The organism is Methylocystis sp. sgz306128 (assembly GCF_056032725.1).
This window is the reverse complement of sequence record NZ_JBVYWO010000010.1, coordinates 80,074-97,480: the sequence shown is the minus strand read 5'-3', so window position 1 is coordinate 97,480 and position 17,407 is coordinate 80,074. Positions and strand designations below refer to the sequence as shown.

Genomic DNA, 17,407 nt, shown 5'->3' with positions numbered 1-17,407 from the left:
ATGCGGGTTATCGATTCCCACACCGAAGGCGAGCCGACGCGGCTCATCGTCGAGGGCGGCCCTGATCTTGGCAAGGGCTCCATGGCCGAGCGCCGTGCCAGATTCGCCCGCGATTTCGACCATATGCGCAGCTTTGCGGTCAATGAGCCGCGCGGCTTCGATGCTCTGGTGGGCGCGCTGCTCTGCGAGCCCGTCGATCCGTCCTGCGCGGCTGGGCTGATCTTCTTCAACAATGTCGGCTATCTGGGCATGTGTGGCCACGCCACCATCGGTGCGGCGGTGACGCTGGCGCATATGGGACGCATCGGGCCGGGCGTTCACCGGTTCGAGACGCCGGTCGGCGTCGTCAGCGTCGATCTGCACGGGCGCAACGAGGTCACGATAGAGAACATCGCCAGCTACCGTTACCGTGAATCTGTTGGGGTGGATGTCGCGGGGCTGGGCTGTATCACCGGGGATGTCGCCTGGGGCGGCAACTGGTTTTTCCTCACGGAAAATGCGCCCTGTGCGCTGATTATGGCTAATATTCCGGAACTTACCCGCGCGGCGGAGGCGATCAAGGCCGCGCTTGCCGCCAACAATATCACAGGCGCCGACGGGGCGGAGATCGACCATATCGAGATATTCGGCCCGCCGCAGGCGCCCGGCGCGCGGAGCCGCAATTTCGTGCTTTGTCCCGGCGGCGCCTATGACCGCTCGCCTTGCGGCACGGGCACGAGCGCCAAGCTCGCCTGCCTTGCGCAATCGGGCAAGCTGGCGGAAGGCGCGCACTGGGTGCAGGAGAGCATTGTCGGCAGCCGCTTCACCGGGCGTTACCGGCGTGACGGGAGCGGCGCCATCATCCCGAGCATCACGGGGCGGGCCTTCGTGGTGAGCGAAGCGGTTTTGCTGCATGATCCGGCAGACCCGTTCGCCAACGGCATCTTTTAGCGCCCGGCTTCAGCTGTGCAGGCCCGGCGCCTCCTGCCCCGTGCGCGCCACATAGTCCACATATCCGCCGCCATATTGATGGACGCCCTCGGGTGTCAGTTCCAGCACCCGGTTGGACAGCGCCGCGAGAAAGTGCCGGTCATGCGAGACGAACAGCATGGTGCCTTCATATTGCGACAGGGCTTTGATCAGCATTTCCTTTGTCGCCATGTCGAGGTGGTTGGTGGGTTCGTCCAGCACAAGGAAATTCGGCGGATCATAGAGCATCTTCGCCATGACAAGCCGGGCTTTCTCGCCGCCGGACAACACCCGGCACCGCTTCTCGACATCATCGCCGGAAAAGCCGAAGCAGCCGGCCAGAGTGCGCAGGGAGCCTTGTCCGGCCTGCGGAAACGAATCCTCCAGCGACTGGAACACCGTGCGCTCGCCATCCAGCAGTTCCATGGCGTGCTGGGCGAAATAGCCCAGCTTCACGCTGCCGCCCAGCGCCACCATGCCGTCATCCGGCTCGGCAAAACCGGTCACCAGTTTCAGCAATGTTGATTTCCCCGCGCCGTTGATGCCCATGACGCACCAGCGTTCCCTGCGGCGCACCACAAGATCGAGCCCTTCGTAAATGGTGCGGCTGCCGTAACGCTTATGCACATTCTTGAGGCTGACGACGTCGTCGCCGGATCGCGGCGCAGGCGGAAAGTCGAAGGATACCGCCTGACGCCGCTTCGGCGGCTCCACACGTTCGATTTTGTCGAGCTTTTTGACACGGCTCTGCACCTGCGCCGCATGGGAGGCGCGCGCCTTGAACCGCTCGATGAACTTGATCTCCTTGGCGAGCATGGCCTGCTGGCGTTCAAACTGCGCCTGCTGCTGCCGTTCGTTTTGCGCGCGTTGCTGCTCGTAGAATTCGTAATCGCCCGAATAGCTGGTCAGCCCGCCGCCGTCGATCTCGATGATCTTGGTGACGATGCGGTTCATGAATTCGCGGTCATGCGAGGTCATGAGCAGCGCGCCCTCGTATCCCTTGAGAAACTGCTCCAGCCAGATCAGGCTTTCCAGATCGAGATGGTTGCTCGGTTCGTCGAGCAGCATGACGTCGGGCCGCATGAGCAGGATGCGGGCCAGCGCCACGCGCATTTTCCAGCCGCCGGACAGGGCGCCGACATCGCCGTCCATCATTTCCGGGGTGAAGCTCAGTCCGGCCAGAACTTCGCGCGCCCGGCCATCGAGCGCATAGCCGTCCAGTTCCTCGAAGCGGCCCTGCACCTCGCCGTAGCGCTCGATGATGGTGTCCATGTTATCGGCCTGATCCGGATCGGCCATGGCCGCCTCCAGCGCTTTCAGTTCGGCGGCCACGGCGCTGACAGGGCCTGCGCCATCCATGACTTCAGTCACCGCGCTGCGTCCGGACATCTCGCCGACATCCTGATTGAAATAGCCGATGGTCACGCCGCGATCGACGCCCACCTGGCCTTCGTCGGGGAGTTCCTGCCCGGTGATCATCCGGAAGAGCGTGGTCTTGCCCGCGCCGTTTGGGCCGACGAGGCCGACTTTCTCACCCTTCAGGAGTGATGCCGAGGCTTCGATGAACAGAATCTGGTGACCATTCTGCTTGCTGATATTTTCGAGACGGATCATGTTGACGCAGGACCTGAAAAAATTGAGGCGCCCTTATGCCACGTGTTGCGCAGCCTGACGAGTGCCGTGCAACAATTATGTGATCCTGCATATCTGTATCCCAAAAACGCCTGAACTCCGTTCACGCCTCCAGATATCGCGCAACCATGATTTTCATGAGCTGAAAGATGGAAAATCCCTCCAGCCTTTTGAAATAATTTCCAGAATAGATTTCCTTGATCAGGTGAATGCTGTTGGTGGTTACATGCTCGAATTCGACGCGAACGATATTGTCTTTGCTTTCGACAACTCTCGCGGACAGATCCCGGAACTTGGGAATTTTCAGCGAAACGCTGTCGTTTATGCCGATATCTCCATGATATAAAACATGAAAACGGCAGCCCCGCGTTGAAATATCGATAAGCTTGCCCAGCCGCGATGTGTTGCCGATGCCGACCTGTATGGGTTCGTTGGTGGCAAAGCGTTCCTCTGTCCGGAACCTTGGCCTCTCGATGCAGAGAAAAAATGCCAGCAGCAGGATCAATATGTTGTAGCAGCTCCAGAACAGCGTCATCACTTCGTTCGACGCCGTCGTGCCGACATCCGGCCCCTTGAGCAGAGTGTAGAAAATGCCGAGCAGGGTCAGGGCGATGCCAAGCGCGAACCATTTGGCCAGAGACCATTGGATCTGGGTGCCGTTTCGCGTCAGGCCTTTGGTCGTGACGACGAATTTCTGGTTCTTCGAACCGAAAAGCCCGATGATGCTGGCGCGTATCGATTCCTTGGCGCCGAGCAGCGCCGTGGCATCAGTGAGGATCGGCAGGTTGGCGCCGCGGCTGACCCAGCCGAGATAGATCACGCAACTGAGCCAATAGGGCGCAAAATATTGCAATATGCCCATCAGGTTTGTGTGCATGATGGTCAGGCCGAACGGCCAGTAAAGAATAGGCATGAGAATGGACAAAATTCGCATGACCGGGCTCACCGTCCAGAACAGCAGTGTGTCGAATGTGTGCAGCCGCATGAGCAGCGGTGTTGGCCCCGGCGAGAATGGTCCCCATTTCGATCTGATGATCTGCATGGCGCCGATGCACCAGCGCGAGCGCTGGGTGAGATATTCCTTCAGGCCTTCTGGCGCCAGCCCTGCGGTCAGAGGTTCGTTGAGATAGGCTGTCCGGTATCCAAGCCCCGCAAGCTTGATCGACAGCAGCATGTCCTCGGTGATGCTTTCGATGGGAAAGCCATTGATTTTCTTCAGGCATTCGAGACGCACCACAGAAGAGGTGCCGCAGCAGAAGGCCGTGCCATGTGCATCTTTCGAAGGCAGAATCGCATCAAAGAAGAACCGCTGCTCGTCGGGAACCAGATGGCTGCTTTTGAGGTTGAGCTGAATGGGATCGGGATTGAAAAAGTGCTGCGGGGTTTGAACTATGCCGACCTTGGCGTCCTGAAACAGCGGAATGCAGCGACGGAGAAAATCTGGTCCGGCGACAAAATCGGCATCGAGAACGGCGATCAGCTCCGGCGGCTGGTCAAGGCTGGCAAGGTGGTCGAGGGTCGCGTTCATATTGCCGGCCTTGCCGTGGGCATTTCCGGTACGGGTGCGATAGAATGCGCCGAGTTCGGCAGCCAGTTCGGCCAGCCAGTCCCGCCTGCCGTCATCAAGAACCCAGACGCGATAATTGGAATAGTTCTGGGAGAGCGCGCCGACGATTGTGCGGCGCAGGATTTCCCGCTCCTCGTTGTAGGAGGGGATCAGGATGTCGACCAGCGGCTCGGGCTTGTCACGGCAGGCCTCGCCTCTCGCATCGGCTTCGGTGCTGCGTTCCGAGACTTTCGAGAGAACATGCATCAGCAGGATGGTGGCGATGCAACTCAGCACTTCGACAATGAAAAATGCGTAAGTCGCAAAGCTGCTGACCGAATAATCGAAAGCGCCCAATGTATGCGTCGCCCGCCAGATGACATAGCGCACGAGCAGAAAGATGGTCAGCCAGGATCCGGCAAAGCGGACCGTGCGGTTGTTTGCGTCAATGCCCTGAAGAAACGAAATCGGCAGGACGATAACAGCAATGTATGGCAATATCGCATAGGTATCGAAAAACATGTTATTTCTCAATCGTCATGCGGCCCAATGCCGCCATTTCGCAGGCTGTATAGGACGTGCCGGCATCCATTCTGGCGATAACCTGAAACATGTCATTGCCATCGGCTGAAGAGCCCAGCACCGAAGTGCTCGTCACTGTACCCTGAAGCCGGTATCGGGAATCCGCCGATTCAAAATTGACAGTTTGTCCCAGTCGAACCCGCTTGAAGACATCCTCGGGCACCTTGGCCCGGACGATCGGCATGTCACACCGGACGAAATGGCCGACGACGTCCCCCTTGTGCACGAATTGTCCCGAATTGGCCCGCTGATCAATGATGCGGCCGCGAACCGGCATTTTGATCTGGTTGTGCTTCTGGATGTCCAGCAAGGTCTTTTCATGTTCATAACGGCTGCGAAGGTCGGCCAGCCGCGCGGTGAGCTGATCCTTGCGCGCATTCAGCCCGATCTCATCCTGCTTGAGGCGCAGGATCGTCTGCTGATCATTGCTGTATTCAACGGCATAATCGCTCATGAAAATATCAAGAGCGGCATTCGAGGCCTCGTCCGTGAGCACGCGCTGCCGATCCTGCATATTGTGCAGTTCGATCCGGGCAATGGTGGCTTCCCGGCGATAGGCCTCCGCATCGGATTGGGTGATCAGTCCGGATTTTGAAAGACTGAGACTGTGCGTATAGGCTGTGTCGGCCTCTTCCGAGCGGTTGGTTGCCAATGTCAGCGCCGTTGCAAAGGTCTTGAGACGGTCTTGCAACTGCGCGCTGCGCGTCAGCCTGAACTGATCGGCTTTGGCGAGATAGGCCGATAATTGATCGCCTGTGAGACGAAGCTTATCCTCGGTTGCCTTGGCTTCCGCGCTGGCATCGAGAATATCCGCGTTCAGTTGAGCGAAGCGACCCGTATCAATTTGGGAGTTGGACAGTTCGGCAATGATCTGTCCGCTTTCAAATATTGCGCCCGGAAAACCCGGCTCCGATTGCAACTCTCCGTCCACCGGCGCGGAAACGTCAAATTCCAGGCCGGTGAGAACTGCGTTTCTCGCCTCTGTGACGAAAATTCTATTATATAAAAATAAACCAATTATGATAATAAAAATTATCACAGAAAATATTCTTAACAAAAGACCAAAACGCATAATAAAAAATCCAAATAAGAAAAATATACATATGGATTAGGCTATTTTTATTAAAATTCTCTTGCATTTTTATTCAAAGGCACCGGGATTCGCTGTGCCCGTGCAGATGCGCGGCGCACTTTGGCGGCCGTGACGGTTTTCGACACGGCGCCCGTTGGCGCCGGGCGCGCACTCACCTGCGCCGGATTGGCTTGCCTGACCTCTTGTGCGGAGTCGTTCCTCTCATTGTGAAAGACGCGCTGGCAGCGCTGCCGAGGTGGTGCCGGCTCTCCGGATGCGCGTGGCTGATTGAGCACAGCGAAGTGGGCAACTGCGATTGGGCTTTGAATAAAACAATGAAATCAGCAGGGAATTTTGAACGATAATGAGATTATATGGAATGCTTTAAAATAATATCAAAATAAATATATTCAAAACGCGTCAATAAATTGGTTAATAAATGAATATTTGGCGTAAAATGAAAAATTTAGTAGAACAACATAAATATTTCAGGAATATTATTCATGAAGTAATTATGATTTGACAATTCATGGAAACATGGAGCGCGGATGGCCTTAAGTTTTGCCTGATACGTCAATGCCCGGTTTGCGAAAACCTGTCGCAGCCAACGATAGCGGATGGCCTTGCCAGACCGTGCCTCCGTTGCCGGAATGCCTTCGTGCAGGCGGGCATCGAAGGCAGACTGGTCCGAAGCCGAAATCTAACGTGTTGAAATATATGTAATATGTCGGGAGCATGTCATGGATTTTGTGCTTGAGCAGTTTGAACACGCCGTTTATTCCCGGCAATATGAGGATGCCGGCCGACTTGTCATTACTTTGCTCCAGCAGATTGATGCAAACTACGGCAATATCGGCCCGAAATTTATCAAGCTCCAAAAACAAGATCCCGCCAGTGATCTGATGGTTGATGCCGGTAAAATGACGCGGCTGGCGGCGGCTATAACCTGTCTGTTCTCAGACCCCGGTTTTCAGCTCTCACCGGCGGGATATTTGCAAATGCTGCCGATGCAGCGCTGGCTTTCTTTGATCTTTGCCGTCACGCCGTTCCGTCACGCAGACCACATTATCCGCGGTATGAACGCCGAGAAATGGGACAGCCCCAATCTGTCCTATCCGGCGCATTTTATGCCGAAACTGGCCTTGCTGTCCTTTCCTGACTCTGAAGTGCCGCTGGATCTCGATGCACTCTGGCAGGTCAGCCGCGAATTGGCGGCCAGTCTGGCCATGATCTGGCTGTCTCCCCGGTTCCTGGGAACAAAGGCTGCGCATGACAAGCGGGAATATGTTCTTGGCTGGCTGCCAGACAAGCTGCCCGAGTTGGATTTTGACACATTGCCCATGGGCATCATTCAGGATGTGGTGATGCACTCAAGCTATGCCGCCCGCCCGGATCGTCACAATGTTAAAAAAGGCGTTAATGCTGTAATCCGCAAAAAATTGGAAGCACAAGGCTGGAAAGATATTCGTATGCCTGAGTCTGCGCATAAGCCGGAGGGCAAGCCAGTTATGATGGTTGTGCTGGAATGGTTCAGCGCTCAGCATTCGATTTACCGCACGCACTCCACCACATTGCGCGCCGCGCGGGAGCGGTTCCATCTTATCGGCATGGGCTATGACGATCAGGTAGATCCTGCAGGTCGGGCGGTTTTTGACGAATTCATCCCGATCAAGCCGGCCGATATGTTTGAGCAACTCGCTCAGATCAGGGAGATTGCTCTAAACCGCTCTGCTAGTGTGCTGTACATGCCTAGCGTTGGCATGTTTCCATTGACAATTTTTTTGAGCAATGTCCGTCTGGCACCGCTTCAAATGATGGCGCTTGGCCATCCTGCCACCACCAAGTCGCCCAATATTGATTATGTTGTGGTCGAAGATGACTATGTTGGCGATGAAGCCTGTTTCTCCGAAAGCCTGTTGCGACTGCCTAAGGATGCCTTGCCCTACGTCCCGTCGGCGTCAGCCCCGAATGACTTGATCCCTAATCTCAGGCGCTCTCCCAAAGTCGTAAAAATTGCAGTCTGCGCGACCTCCATGAAGCTCAATCCCGCCTTTCTGAATGCTTGCGTCGCTATTTCAGAACGTACTCAGACCCCCGTTGAATTTCATTTCATGGTGGGACAGGCGACGGCGCTTGTTTATCCGCATATTAAGGCCTTCATCTCTTCTTATCTGGGTGATCGCGCTGTGGTCTTTCCTGGCAAGCCTTATGGCGAATATATGCGCAATATCAATGAATGCGATATGTTCATTAATCCGTTTCCGTTCGGCAATACCAATGGGATCGTTGACGTCGTGACTCTGGGCATGGTCGGCGTGTGCCTGACGGGGCGCGAGGTGTTTGAGCATATTGATCAGGGTCTGTTCGAGCGACTGCAGTTGCCGGACTGGATGGTGGCGACAACGGTTGCCGATTATGTCGCCGCAGCAATCCGGCTTGTTGATGATCATGCCGAGCGCCTGCAATTGCGCCGGGATATTATCAGCCGAAATGGTCTCGACACATTGTTCACCGGCAGGCCGGAAGTGTTCGGACAGGAGATTTTAAAACGGTTGCAGCAGAAGGCGCCTGCGCCCTTGCAGCCGCCGCCGCTCAATTTTGCCGATCAGTTTTCGGAGAGCTGAAAATGTGTTGACGCCAATGTGTCAACAGCAGCCGAGCCGGTCTGTGTAAAAGGCGGCAATCTCTGGTTCGAGCTGCCGCCATGCGCCAAGAAAGGCGGCCTGACCGGGTATTTTCCGGCGATACTCGGCACGTAGCTGCGTTTCCACGGCGTCAAGATCGATGGTGCTGACGCGCCCCTGACTGACAATGTCGCGCCCAGCCACCAGCAACTGCACCACATGGGCCCGGTTTGCCCGTCCGAACAATAGATCAACCGGCGCAACCGGCATCAGCGCATCCCGGTCGAGCAGATCGAGGTCGAGCACCAGAATATCCGCCGGTGCGCCGGTCTGCAGGCTGCCGCTGCCCGGCGCACCATTGGCATGGCGGCCATTGCACACTGTGGCCGCGAGCCATGCATCGCGGCTTATATGTGTGTCAAAGCCCCAGCCTCCGTGCAGGAAATGGCCAAGCCGCAGTTCACGCAGGATATCGTCGTCCTCGTCCAGAGCCGAACCGTCGACCCCGATTGCGATCCGGCAGCCCTGTCTGAGCGCCGCGCCGATGGGTGCTATGCCAGAGCGCAGATGCAGGTTTGAACTGGCATTGGTGACGATGGTTGCGCCTTTCGCGGCAATAAGCGCAAGTTCGTCCGGGCGCGCATGCACGCAATGGGCCAGAGCCAGCCTGTCGCTGAGCAGGCCAAGCCCGTCAAGATGGGCGACAACGCCGTCGGGATAGGCCAGATCGGCGAATGCGCGCTGATATCGGGTTTCCAGCAGATGCATATGCACCCGCCTTCCGGTTCGCGCCGAGGCGGCGGCTATGGCCGACAGCAGTTCATCGGAGCACCATTGTACGCCGCTGGGGCCGAACTGCACCCGGAACATGTCGGTTTCAACCACTGCGGCGATGTCTTCGACACGCGCGACCTGTGCGGCGGCATCGGGCATGGGCGCGCAGAACAGCGCTTCGATGAGGGCGCGCGCTTCGCCGGGCAGGCGGTTCAGCACCTTGTCTGATGGCCCGTAGACAAGCGGATTGCGGTCTCGCATGAACAAGGCAAAGGTGACGCGCAAGCCCACATCTCTGGCGGCGCGGGCAACTTCCTTCACTTCTTCAAGCGGCGGCATCGGCCCGTGCAGGCGGGTATAATGCGCCATGACCGAGCCTGCGCCCGCACGCGCCGCGCGCCCGAAGGCTGCGAGCGCGCCAAGATAGGGATCGGCCGCGGGCATGGCCGCGAGCGCCGGCAGCCAGCTTTCAAGCGGCTTGTTGCCCGCTCCGAACGATGTGGTCGAGAGCGGTCGGGCATGGTCATGCGCATTCACCAGCGCGGGCATGGCCAGCAGGCGGCGCTGCCGCGCATGTCCGGCGGGTGTGATGGCGGCGATCTGCCCGGCATCGATATGAATATCGACCGGCCCGCGTCCGGGGTTATCGAGCAGGATCACGCCGTGCAGCGCCGTCATGCTGGTTCTGTCCGTTTGGTTGGCCGCATATGGCGCGAGGCGTGAATCATGGTTCGTCGATCACGCTGACATGCGCGGCCACAATGCGCCAGCCCTGTGGAAAGCGCACCCAGCTCTGCATTTGCCGTCCCACCTTGCCCGGCGCGCTTTCGCGGGTGAAAAGCGTCGCTGTCGTGGCAAAATCGCGCCCATAGGTGGTGATGCTGGTCTTTTTCAGCCGCCGTGCCAGACCATCCGGCGGGCGGGCGGCGCGGAACGCCCGGATGGCGGCATAGCCATAAAGATTTTCGCCCGCGCCATAACGTATCGCCTCCTCGCTTTCCAGAAAAAAGGCATCGAGCGCGGCCACGTCATTGCTGACCAGCGCCCGCTCGTAGCTGGCAAATTGCGCGGCAACTTCCGCGACGATATCCGGATCATTGATGATCATGTGGGCCCCGGCCAGTTGCGGCCCAGCCAAATCTGGCCAGAGGCGCATGCACGACACCCTCGCGTTCGAGCGCCCGCGCAACGCGCATGACTAGATTTTCGCGCCATGGCGCGCCGATGATCTGCACACCGATGGGCAGGCTCTCATCCTTCGTCCAGACCGGCACTGTCACCACCGGCAGGCCGATGAAGGAAATGGGCTGCGAAAAAATGCCCAGATTGGGCCGCACGAGCATCTCCTCTGAGTCCAGCATCATGGTCTTCTGGCCAATCCTCGGCGCGCGGCAGGGCGTGGCCGGAGCCAGAAGAATGTCGGCGTGATGAAACACCTTGCTGACTTCGGCCTGAAACCAGCGGCGGAATTTCTGCGCCCGCACCAGCCATTGGCCGGGAATCATCGTGCCGGCCAGCAGGCGGTCGCGCACATCCGGGTCAAATTGCGCCGCGCGGCTTTGCAGGCGCTCCAGATGCAGGCCTGCGCCTTCCGTCATGGCGATGATATAGGCTGCGGAGCGGGCATTGTTGGCATGCGGCAATTCAAGCGTCGCGGTTGCTTTCAGGGCGGATGCGACGCGTTCTGTTGCTTCGAATGCGGCTGGCTCGCCCATCCGGGCAAAATAGCCGCCAAGACGCGCGATGCGCAGCCCATGGATACTATGCTCAAGGTCTGGCAACACCGGTTCGGGGAGAATTCTGGCCTGAGCAGGGTCGCTGTCGTCAAGGCCCAGCATTGCGTCATAGGCGAGGGCAAGATCGATGACGGAACGGGCAAAGGGTCCGAGATGGTCAAAGCTGGCCACGAAGGGAAATGTGCCGCTGCGCGACAGACGGCCATAAGTGGGCTTGAGGCCGAAAAGCCCGCAGAAACTTGCAGGAACGCGGATCGAGCCGTTGGTGTCGGAGCCGAGCGCCAGCGGCGACAGGCCGCCCGCCACCGCCGCCGCTGATCCGCCGGAGGAGCCGCCGGTCATGTGATCTGGCGCATGCGGATTGCGCGAGGCGCCGTCATGAGCATTTTCGCCCGTGAAATCATAGGCATATTCGCCCATATTCGCGGCGCCGACAAGAATGGCGCCCGCGGCCTCCAGCTTGCGCACCAGCATGGCATCCGCCCCGGCAGGGGCGCGGCTGCGGTTGATGGCTGAACCGGCGCGGGTTGGCAGCCCGGCAATGTCGAACAGATTCTTGGCGACGAAGGGCACACCGGCGAGCGGGCCCAGCGTTTCTCCGCGCGTTCGGCGGGCATCGAGCGCGTCCGCCCGCGCCAGAGCCCGCTGTTCCGTGATGTCGGTCAGAGCGCCCAGCGCGCTGTTGCGCTCGCTGATGCGATTCAGCGCGGCTTCAATGATGCCGCGCGCGCTCGACGCGCCCGACCGGACAGCGGCGGCGAGCACCGAGGCGTGTTGATCCATGAGGCTCATGGCGCGAACACCGGGGCTGGTTCCTGTTCATCGGGCAGCGGTACCGCCAGCACTTTGGCGGCATGGCTGGCGGCAATGGCCAGATGCAGCGCGATCTGCGGCTTCCATTCGGGGTTTATGGTCAGGCCGTTGAGCGGGGCCATTGCCTCGATCACGGCTTCAGGGGAAAATTCACTCATGTCACGGCCTCCCGTAATGCGGCCAGCGGTGTCACCCAGCCGATTGCGCCCTGTGCGCAGATCATGTCCAGCCTAGCCTGTTTGAACTGCGGAAAATAGCGGGCTGTTGCATCTTCGATCAGCAGGCATTCTTAGCCGCCCTTGCCGCAGAAATCGGTCTGCATGGCGATGATGATGAGGGCGGTGCTCTGCGGTGTCCACCTGCCGTTACAGGGCCGGGGACAGGCTTGCAGCATGTCCACGCACCATTTCCGGCGGCGCCCATGGCTTTGGCCTGCAAGAATTTGCGTCGGGATAAATCGCTCGATGACATCAGAACCCCCATTCGATCTCCCATGCGCGAAAAGGCACAGGATGCTCAGGGGTATTCAAGCAAGGAGCGTGCCGCGCTCGAATGCGCGCAGGAAGGGCCGGCCTGCCAGCGCGCCGCGCTATCGCACCAAAGACATCGGCGCAGGTTGAATGTTTGGGCGGGATGTCGGATTGCGGCCTTGCATGAAATTTGCTTGGTGTATGCTCGCGCTTCCAGATGACAAGGATAAATCTCATGTCAGCCCGTGATGTACCTTTGGCGATAGCCGCCATTCTGGCGGCGCATGAGGCTGGCCAGCCTTCGTCAGAGACGATAGAAGCGGTTTATGCGCGCATAGCCGCGCACAACGATCCGGCCCTGTTCATCACATTGCGCCCCGAGGCGGAATCGCTGGCGCTGGCCGCGCGCCTGCCCACGACAGCGGCCTGCCCGGATTTTGCCAATTCTGCCCAAAAATCAGCCTTTGTGGTTGGGCGGCCGGAGCAGGCGGGGGCGATCGTCATCGGCAAAACCAATCTCGATCAGTTCGCCGACGGCCCTTCGGCGAAGGGATTTCTTGTCGAAGCCGGGGCTGTGCGCGAGGCGCGCGACGTCAGTTCGTTTGGCGGATGGCGCGCCTATCTGGCGGCGGGAGCCTGAAGCCATGGCGATCGACCGTCTTTTCTGCAATGCGCGGCTGGCTGACAGGGGCGGCGAATGTGTCGATATTGCCGTCGAGGGCGGCAAAATCGCCGCAATCGGCCGGAATTTTGTCTGCGATGCGCCGTCGGAGGATTTGCAGGGCGCGCTGATCGTTCCCGGCTTTGCCGACAGCCATATTCATCTCGACAAATCCTGCATAGCGGAGCGGTGCCTGTGCCGCACCGGCACCCTGCAGGAAGCGATCGCGCAGGTATCTCTCGCAAAAAGGGCGTTCAGCGAGGAGGACGTCTACGCGCGCGGCAAAAATACCATCGAAATGGCGCTGGTGCACGGCACCACGCATATGCGGGCACATACGGAAGTTGATCCCCTGATCGGTCTGCGGGGTTTTGAAGCAGTGTCCCGGCTGAAAAAGGACTTTGCCTGGGCGATGGATATCCAGATCTGCGTTTTTCCGCAGGAGGGACTTTTCAACAATCCCGGCACGGAGGAACTGCTGCGGGCGGCCTGCAAGGCGGGCGCCGATGTGCTTGGCGGCTGTCCCTATACGGATTCGCAACCCGCCGCGCATATCGGGCGCATCTTCGACATGGCGCGCGAATTTGATCTCGACCTCGATTTTCACCTCGATTTTGATCTGGACCCGCGTGACATGCTGCTGGAGACGGTGCTGCGTGAGACGGATCGGCGCGGATATGCGGGCCGCGTGGCCGCCGGACATGTGACCAAGCTGGCCGCGGTTGCGCCCGCAATGCTCGACAATCTTGCGCGCCGCCTGCAGCAGGCCGGCATAGCCATCACCGCTCTGCCGGCAACGGATCTGTTCCTGATGGGCCGTGACTATGAGATCATGGCCCCGCGCGGCATAGCGCCGGTGCACAGGCTGGCCGCGCAGGGCGTTCTGTGCTCGCTGGCCACCAATAATGTGCGCAATCCGTTCACGCCTTTTGGCGATGGTTCGTTGCTGCGCATTGCCAATCTTTACGCCAACGCGCTCCAGCTCGGACGTCCCGGGGATCTGCGTCAGTGTCTGGATATGATCACCCGCGCCCCGGCGCAGCTCATGGGTTTGCGCCACTATGGGCTTGGAGTGGGCAGTGCCGCGGATTTTGTCGTGCTTGCGTGTCAGGACGACGTTAATGCGGTGGCCGGTCCGGCCCCTGTCCTGCGTGGCTTCAAGCGCGGACGCCAGACCTTCACCCGCCCGGCAGCAACGATCTGCACACCGGAGCTGTAAATGCGCGCCGGTCACACCATGCCCGAACCGGCATCCGAGCCATGGGCCTTCTGGCGCATCTGTATATAGCGGATAGCGAAGAGCGCTGAAAAGATGACAGCGAAGGAAATGGCCGAAATCACCGTGCCGAGGGCGTAGATGTCGGGCTTGGTGACGGTGGTGGTCAGGCCCTGCAGTTCGAGCGGCAGGGTGTTGACCGGGCCGATGGCCTGACTGGAGCGGGCGAGTTCATCCCAGGACAGCGTGAAGCCGAACAGGCCGATACCGATCACCGAAGGCATGATGATCGGCAGAACCACATGGCGGAAGGTCTGCCAGGGTGTTGCGCCCAGATCGCGCGCCGCTTCCTCCAGCCGGGGATCGAAGCGGTTGAAAATCGCGAACATGATGAGCAGGCCGAATGGCAGCGTCCAGGTAAGGTGCGCGCCAAGGCCGGAGGTGAACAGCCCCATGCCGGTTGTCCAGTTGTCGGCAAAATCCTGAAAGCCCAGCTTCGGCGCAATGAAGTGAACGGCATCGTCCAGCAGGCGGAATTCAAGAGCTATGCCGAGCGAGGTGATCAGCGACGGCACGATAAGGCTGGCGATGGCCGTGAAGAACAGGAGGTTCTGTCCTCTGAATTTCTTGCGGAACGCCATGCCCGCCGACACCGAGATGATCACGGTGAGCAGCATCACCACAACGCCGAGTTCCAGCGAGCGGAGGAACGCCGAGCCGAGATCGACAATGCCGTTGCCGTCATACAGCTTTGCAAACCACGTGAGCGAAACGCCGTTCATGGGAAAGGTGAGACCACCCTGCGGCCCCTGAAACGACAGCGCGTAGATTGCCAGCATCGGGCCGTAGAGAAACAGCACATAGAGCGTGAAGAAAGCCCCGAGAAGCCAGAATGCCTTGCCGCGTGTCTCCCTCATGGCTCAAAGCTCCTTGCGCACGTTGACCAGCCGCGTCAGCATCACGATGATCAGAAAGGTGATGCCGAGCAGAATCACGGAATTGGCAGCCGCGACCGGAAATTGCAGCGCATCCAGCCGTGTCTGGATCATTTTTCCTGCGGAGGCGATCTGCTCGCCGCCCATCACGCCGATGGTGATGAAATCCCCCATGACAATGGTGATCACGAAGATCGAGCCAATGACTATGCCGGGCTTGGCCAGCGGAATGATGACATTGACCAATGTCTGCCAGCCCGAGGCGCCGGCATCATAGGCCGCCTCGACCAGCGCCCTGTCGATGCGGATCATTGAATTGAAGATCGGCACCACCATGAAGAATGTGAAGAGATGCACCAGCGCCAGCACCACGGAAAATTGCGAGAACAGCAGCCATTCCAGAGGCTGGCGGATGAGGCCCATGCGCTCCAGCGTTATGTTGACGAGACCATTGCGCCCCAGCAGCGGAATCCACGCGATCATGCGGATGACGTTCGATGTCCAGAACGGAATGGTGCACAAGAGCGAGAGTATGATCTGCCACTGCTTCGAGCGGACATGAAAGGCAAGAAAATAGGCAATCGTAAAGCCGATCAGCAAGGTCAGCAGCCAGACGATAAAGCAGAATTTCAGCGTCGAGACATAGGTCTTGAGCATGGTGCAGAGCGTCGGCAATTGCGCAAGGCAGCCTCGGAAGCTGTCGGCATAGCCACGCGTGGTGAAGGCGGGGATCATTTCGTAATCATTGTAGTTCCAGAAGCTGACCACCACCACCAGCGCCAGTGGCAGCAGGAAAAACACAAGGAAAACCAGCATCATCGGTCCGGCCTGCAGCCAGGCGACGAGAGTGGCGTAACGTGACTTTTCTGCCATTGATCTGCCTTCTGGCTTATAATGAATGACTTCATTGGGAGGCGGCGTATTCCCTCTCCCCGTTAAAACGGGGAGAGGAGACGCGCAGGACGAATTCCACGTAAACGCAACAAGCTATAGCAAGTGGGCCGCTTCGCTTTGCTCGCAATGACGGACTTTTTCCCTCTCCATCCTCATCCTTTCAGAACGTCAGGATAAGGGGGGCGAGGCTGTTTCATGACTTAAGCTGCGATGAACTCGTTCCATTTGCTGACCATGTAGTCGTTTTCGTCCATCACGGCGTTCCAGCAGGCGATTGCGCCCATGCGTTCGTCATAGGAGCCGCCATCGCGCACGGCGCCGGCCTTTTCGAGCAACGTGCCGTCGGGGGCCTTGATGTCGTGCTGTGCGGGCTTGCCCTCCATCCAGTAGCCCCATTCATCGGCGGTCATATTGGCCTTGGCGGTGGGCAGAACGGCGGAATAATAGCCCTGCCGGTTGAGATAGCCGCCGGCAAAACCCGAAAGAAACCAGTTGATGAATTCATAGGCAATATCCTGCTTGGCGCCCTTCACGCCCTTCGACATGCAGAAGCCCGAAGCCCACGCGCGATAGCCTTCCTTGAGCGGCTGGAAAACGCAGGGGATGCCCATCGAGCGCACTTTGGTGACGGCAGGAGACCACATCGACTGGATCACCGTTTCACCCGAAGCCATCAGATTGACGCTCTCGTTGAAGTCCTTCCAGAAGGCGCGGAACTGGCCGGCCTTCTTGGCATCGCTCATCACCTTCATGGTGAAGTCGATTTCCTCGCGCGTCATATTGCCCTTGTCGGCATATTTTTTCAGGCCCATGGCCTCGACGACCATGGCGGCGTCCATGATGCCGATGGAGGGAATATTGAGAATGGAGGCCTTGCCCTTGAATTCAGGGTTGAGCAATTCCGCCCAGGACGTGATCGGGCGCTTGATCAGGTCCGGCCGGATACCAAGCGTATCGGCATTATAGACAGTCGGGATGAGGGTGACCCATTCTGTCGGCGTCTTGGAAAATTTGGTGGAATTCTTGCCCTCGAGATAGAGCACTTTCCAGGGTGCGGTGCCCTGACCGCCGATCTTCTTGCCGGAGGGCAGTTCGCCCTTGGTGAATACGGGCGTGATATTGTCGAATTCCTTTATCTTTTTGCTGTCCAGCGGCAGGATATTGCCCGAGGGCACCAGTTTCTTGAGGCTGAAATATTCAGTGTCCAGCACATCGAAGGAATTGGGCTGGGTCATGACGCGCTTGGTCACATCGTCGGTGGTGGCGGTGATATATTCGATCTTGATGCCCGTATCCTTGAAGCATTGCTTCGATATTTCATCGCCTTCATTCACGGCCGTGCCCAGATAACGCAGCACTTTGGGCTCCGAGGCCCGGATATAGGGAAAGCCGGTGATCGCGCCTGAGCCCGCCGCGACGCCCGCCAGTCCTGCAACACCCTTGAGCAGCGAGCGGCGGCTCAGGTCTGATTTGCCGAGAATATCCTGATCACTCATGTTCAGCA

At 58.7% G+C, this 17,407-nt stretch carries 14 protein-coding genes; 4 read left to right on the top strand and 10 right to left on the bottom strand.

Features of this window, described 5'->3' with window-relative positions; all coding sequences use genetic code 11:
- Positions 1-930, top strand: a complete 930-nt coding sequence (locus tag AC0N03_RS14070; RefSeq protein ID WP_474289446.1) for a 4-hydroxyproline epimerase — start codon at positions 1-3, stop codon at positions 928-930.
- Between the two features lie 9 nt (positions 931-939).
- Here the strand turns inward: AC0N03_RS14070 and AC0N03_RS14065 are convergent, their stop codons facing one another.
- The 3 genes from AC0N03_RS14065 to AC0N03_RS14055 all read right to left on the bottom strand — a co-directional run bounded on the left by AC0N03_RS14065 (position 940) and on the right by AC0N03_RS14055 (position 5,627).
- Positions 940-2,562 (bottom strand): ABC-F family ATP-binding cassette domain-containing protein, encoded by a 1,623-nt coding sequence (locus AC0N03_RS14065; RefSeq protein WP_474289445.1) that lies wholly within the window; start codon positions 2,560-2,562, stop codon positions 940-942.
- Between the two features lie 121 nt (positions 2,563-2,683).
- Positions 2,684-4,648, bottom strand: coding sequence for a glycosyltransferase (locus AC0N03_RS14060; RefSeq protein WP_474289444.1), 1,965 nt, complete (start codon positions 4,646-4,648; stop codon positions 2,684-2,686).
- A 1-nt stretch (position 4,649) separates the two neighbouring features.
- On the bottom strand, positions 4,650-5,627 hold the full coding sequence (locus AC0N03_RS14055) for an HlyD family secretion protein (RefSeq protein ID WP_474289443.1): 978 nt from the start codon (positions 5,625-5,627) through the stop codon (positions 4,650-4,652).
- An 893-nt stretch (positions 5,628-6,520) separates the two neighbouring features.
- Between AC0N03_RS14055 and AC0N03_RS14050 the strand changes: the two genes are divergently transcribed.
- Positions 6,521-8,404, top strand: coding sequence for a hypothetical protein (locus tag AC0N03_RS14050; RefSeq protein WP_474289442.1), 1,884 nt, complete (start codon positions 6,521-6,523; stop codon positions 8,402-8,404).
- A 21-nt stretch (positions 8,405-8,425) separates the two neighbouring features.
- Here the strand turns inward: AC0N03_RS14050 and AC0N03_RS14045 are convergent, their stop codons facing one another.
- From AC0N03_RS14045 to AC0N03_RS14030, 4 genes are read right to left on the bottom strand one after another with little or no spacing between them, the layout of a single operon-like run.
- Positions 8,426-9,856, bottom strand: coding sequence for an amidohydrolase family protein (locus AC0N03_RS14045; protein WP_474289441.1), 1,431 nt, complete (start codon positions 9,854-9,856; stop codon positions 8,426-8,428).
- A gap of 46 nt (positions 9,857-9,902) precedes the next feature.
- Positions 9,903-10,286 carry an oxalurate catabolism protein HpxZ gene (gene hpxZ, locus AC0N03_RS14040; RefSeq protein WP_474289440.1) on the bottom strand — a complete coding sequence of 128 codons (384 nt, stop codon included), beginning with the start codon at positions 10,284-10,286 and terminating at the stop codon, positions 9,903-9,905.
- On the bottom strand, positions 10,273-11,706 hold the full coding sequence (locus tag AC0N03_RS14035; RefSeq protein WP_474289439.1) for an AtzE family amidohydrolase: 1,434 nt from the start codon (positions 11,704-11,706) through the stop codon (positions 10,273-10,275). The genes hpxZ and AC0N03_RS14035 overlap by 14 nt, the downstream gene beginning before the upstream one ends.
- Positions 11,703-11,885 carry a DUF4089 domain-containing protein gene (locus AC0N03_RS14030; protein WP_474289438.1) on the bottom strand — a complete coding sequence of 61 codons (183 nt, stop codon included), beginning with the start codon at positions 11,883-11,885 and terminating at the stop codon, positions 11,703-11,705. Before AC0N03_RS14030 ends, AC0N03_RS14035 begins: the two co-directional genes overlap by 4 nt.
- A gap of 547 nt (positions 11,886-12,432) precedes the next feature.
- Between AC0N03_RS14030 and AC0N03_RS14025 the strand changes: the two genes are divergently transcribed.
- Together AC0N03_RS14025 and AC0N03_RS14020 are read left to right on the top strand one after the other, a co-directional pair.
- A complete protein-coding gene (locus tag AC0N03_RS14025; RefSeq protein WP_474289437.1) occupies positions 12,433-12,837 on the top strand; it encodes an allophanate hydrolase-related protein in 405 nt (134 codons plus the stop codon).
- A gap of 4 nt (positions 12,838-12,841) precedes the next feature.
- Complete coding sequence (locus AC0N03_RS14020; RefSeq protein WP_474289436.1) at positions 12,842-14,077, top strand: amidohydrolase family protein; 1,236 nt, start codon at positions 12,842-12,844, stop codon at positions 14,075-14,077.
- 11 nt (positions 14,078-14,088) lie between these two features.
- Here the strand turns inward: AC0N03_RS14020 and AC0N03_RS14015 are convergent, their stop codons facing one another.
- From AC0N03_RS14015 to AC0N03_RS14005, 3 genes are all read right to left on the bottom strand, one after another.
- Positions 14,089-14,991, bottom strand: coding sequence for an ABC transporter permease (locus tag AC0N03_RS14015; protein ID WP_474289435.1), 903 nt, complete (start codon positions 14,989-14,991; stop codon positions 14,089-14,091).
- Between the two features lie 3 nt (positions 14,992-14,994).
- On the bottom strand, positions 14,995-15,882 hold the full coding sequence (locus tag AC0N03_RS14010) for an ABC transporter permease (RefSeq protein WP_474289434.1): 888 nt from the start codon (positions 15,880-15,882) through the stop codon (positions 14,995-14,997).
- A 221-nt stretch (positions 15,883-16,103) separates the two neighbouring features.
- A complete protein-coding gene (locus tag AC0N03_RS14005; RefSeq protein ID WP_474289433.1) occupies positions 16,104-17,399 on the bottom strand; it encodes an ABC transporter substrate-binding protein in 1,296 nt (431 codons plus the stop codon).
- Between the last annotated feature and the right edge of the window lie 8 nt (positions 17,400-17,407).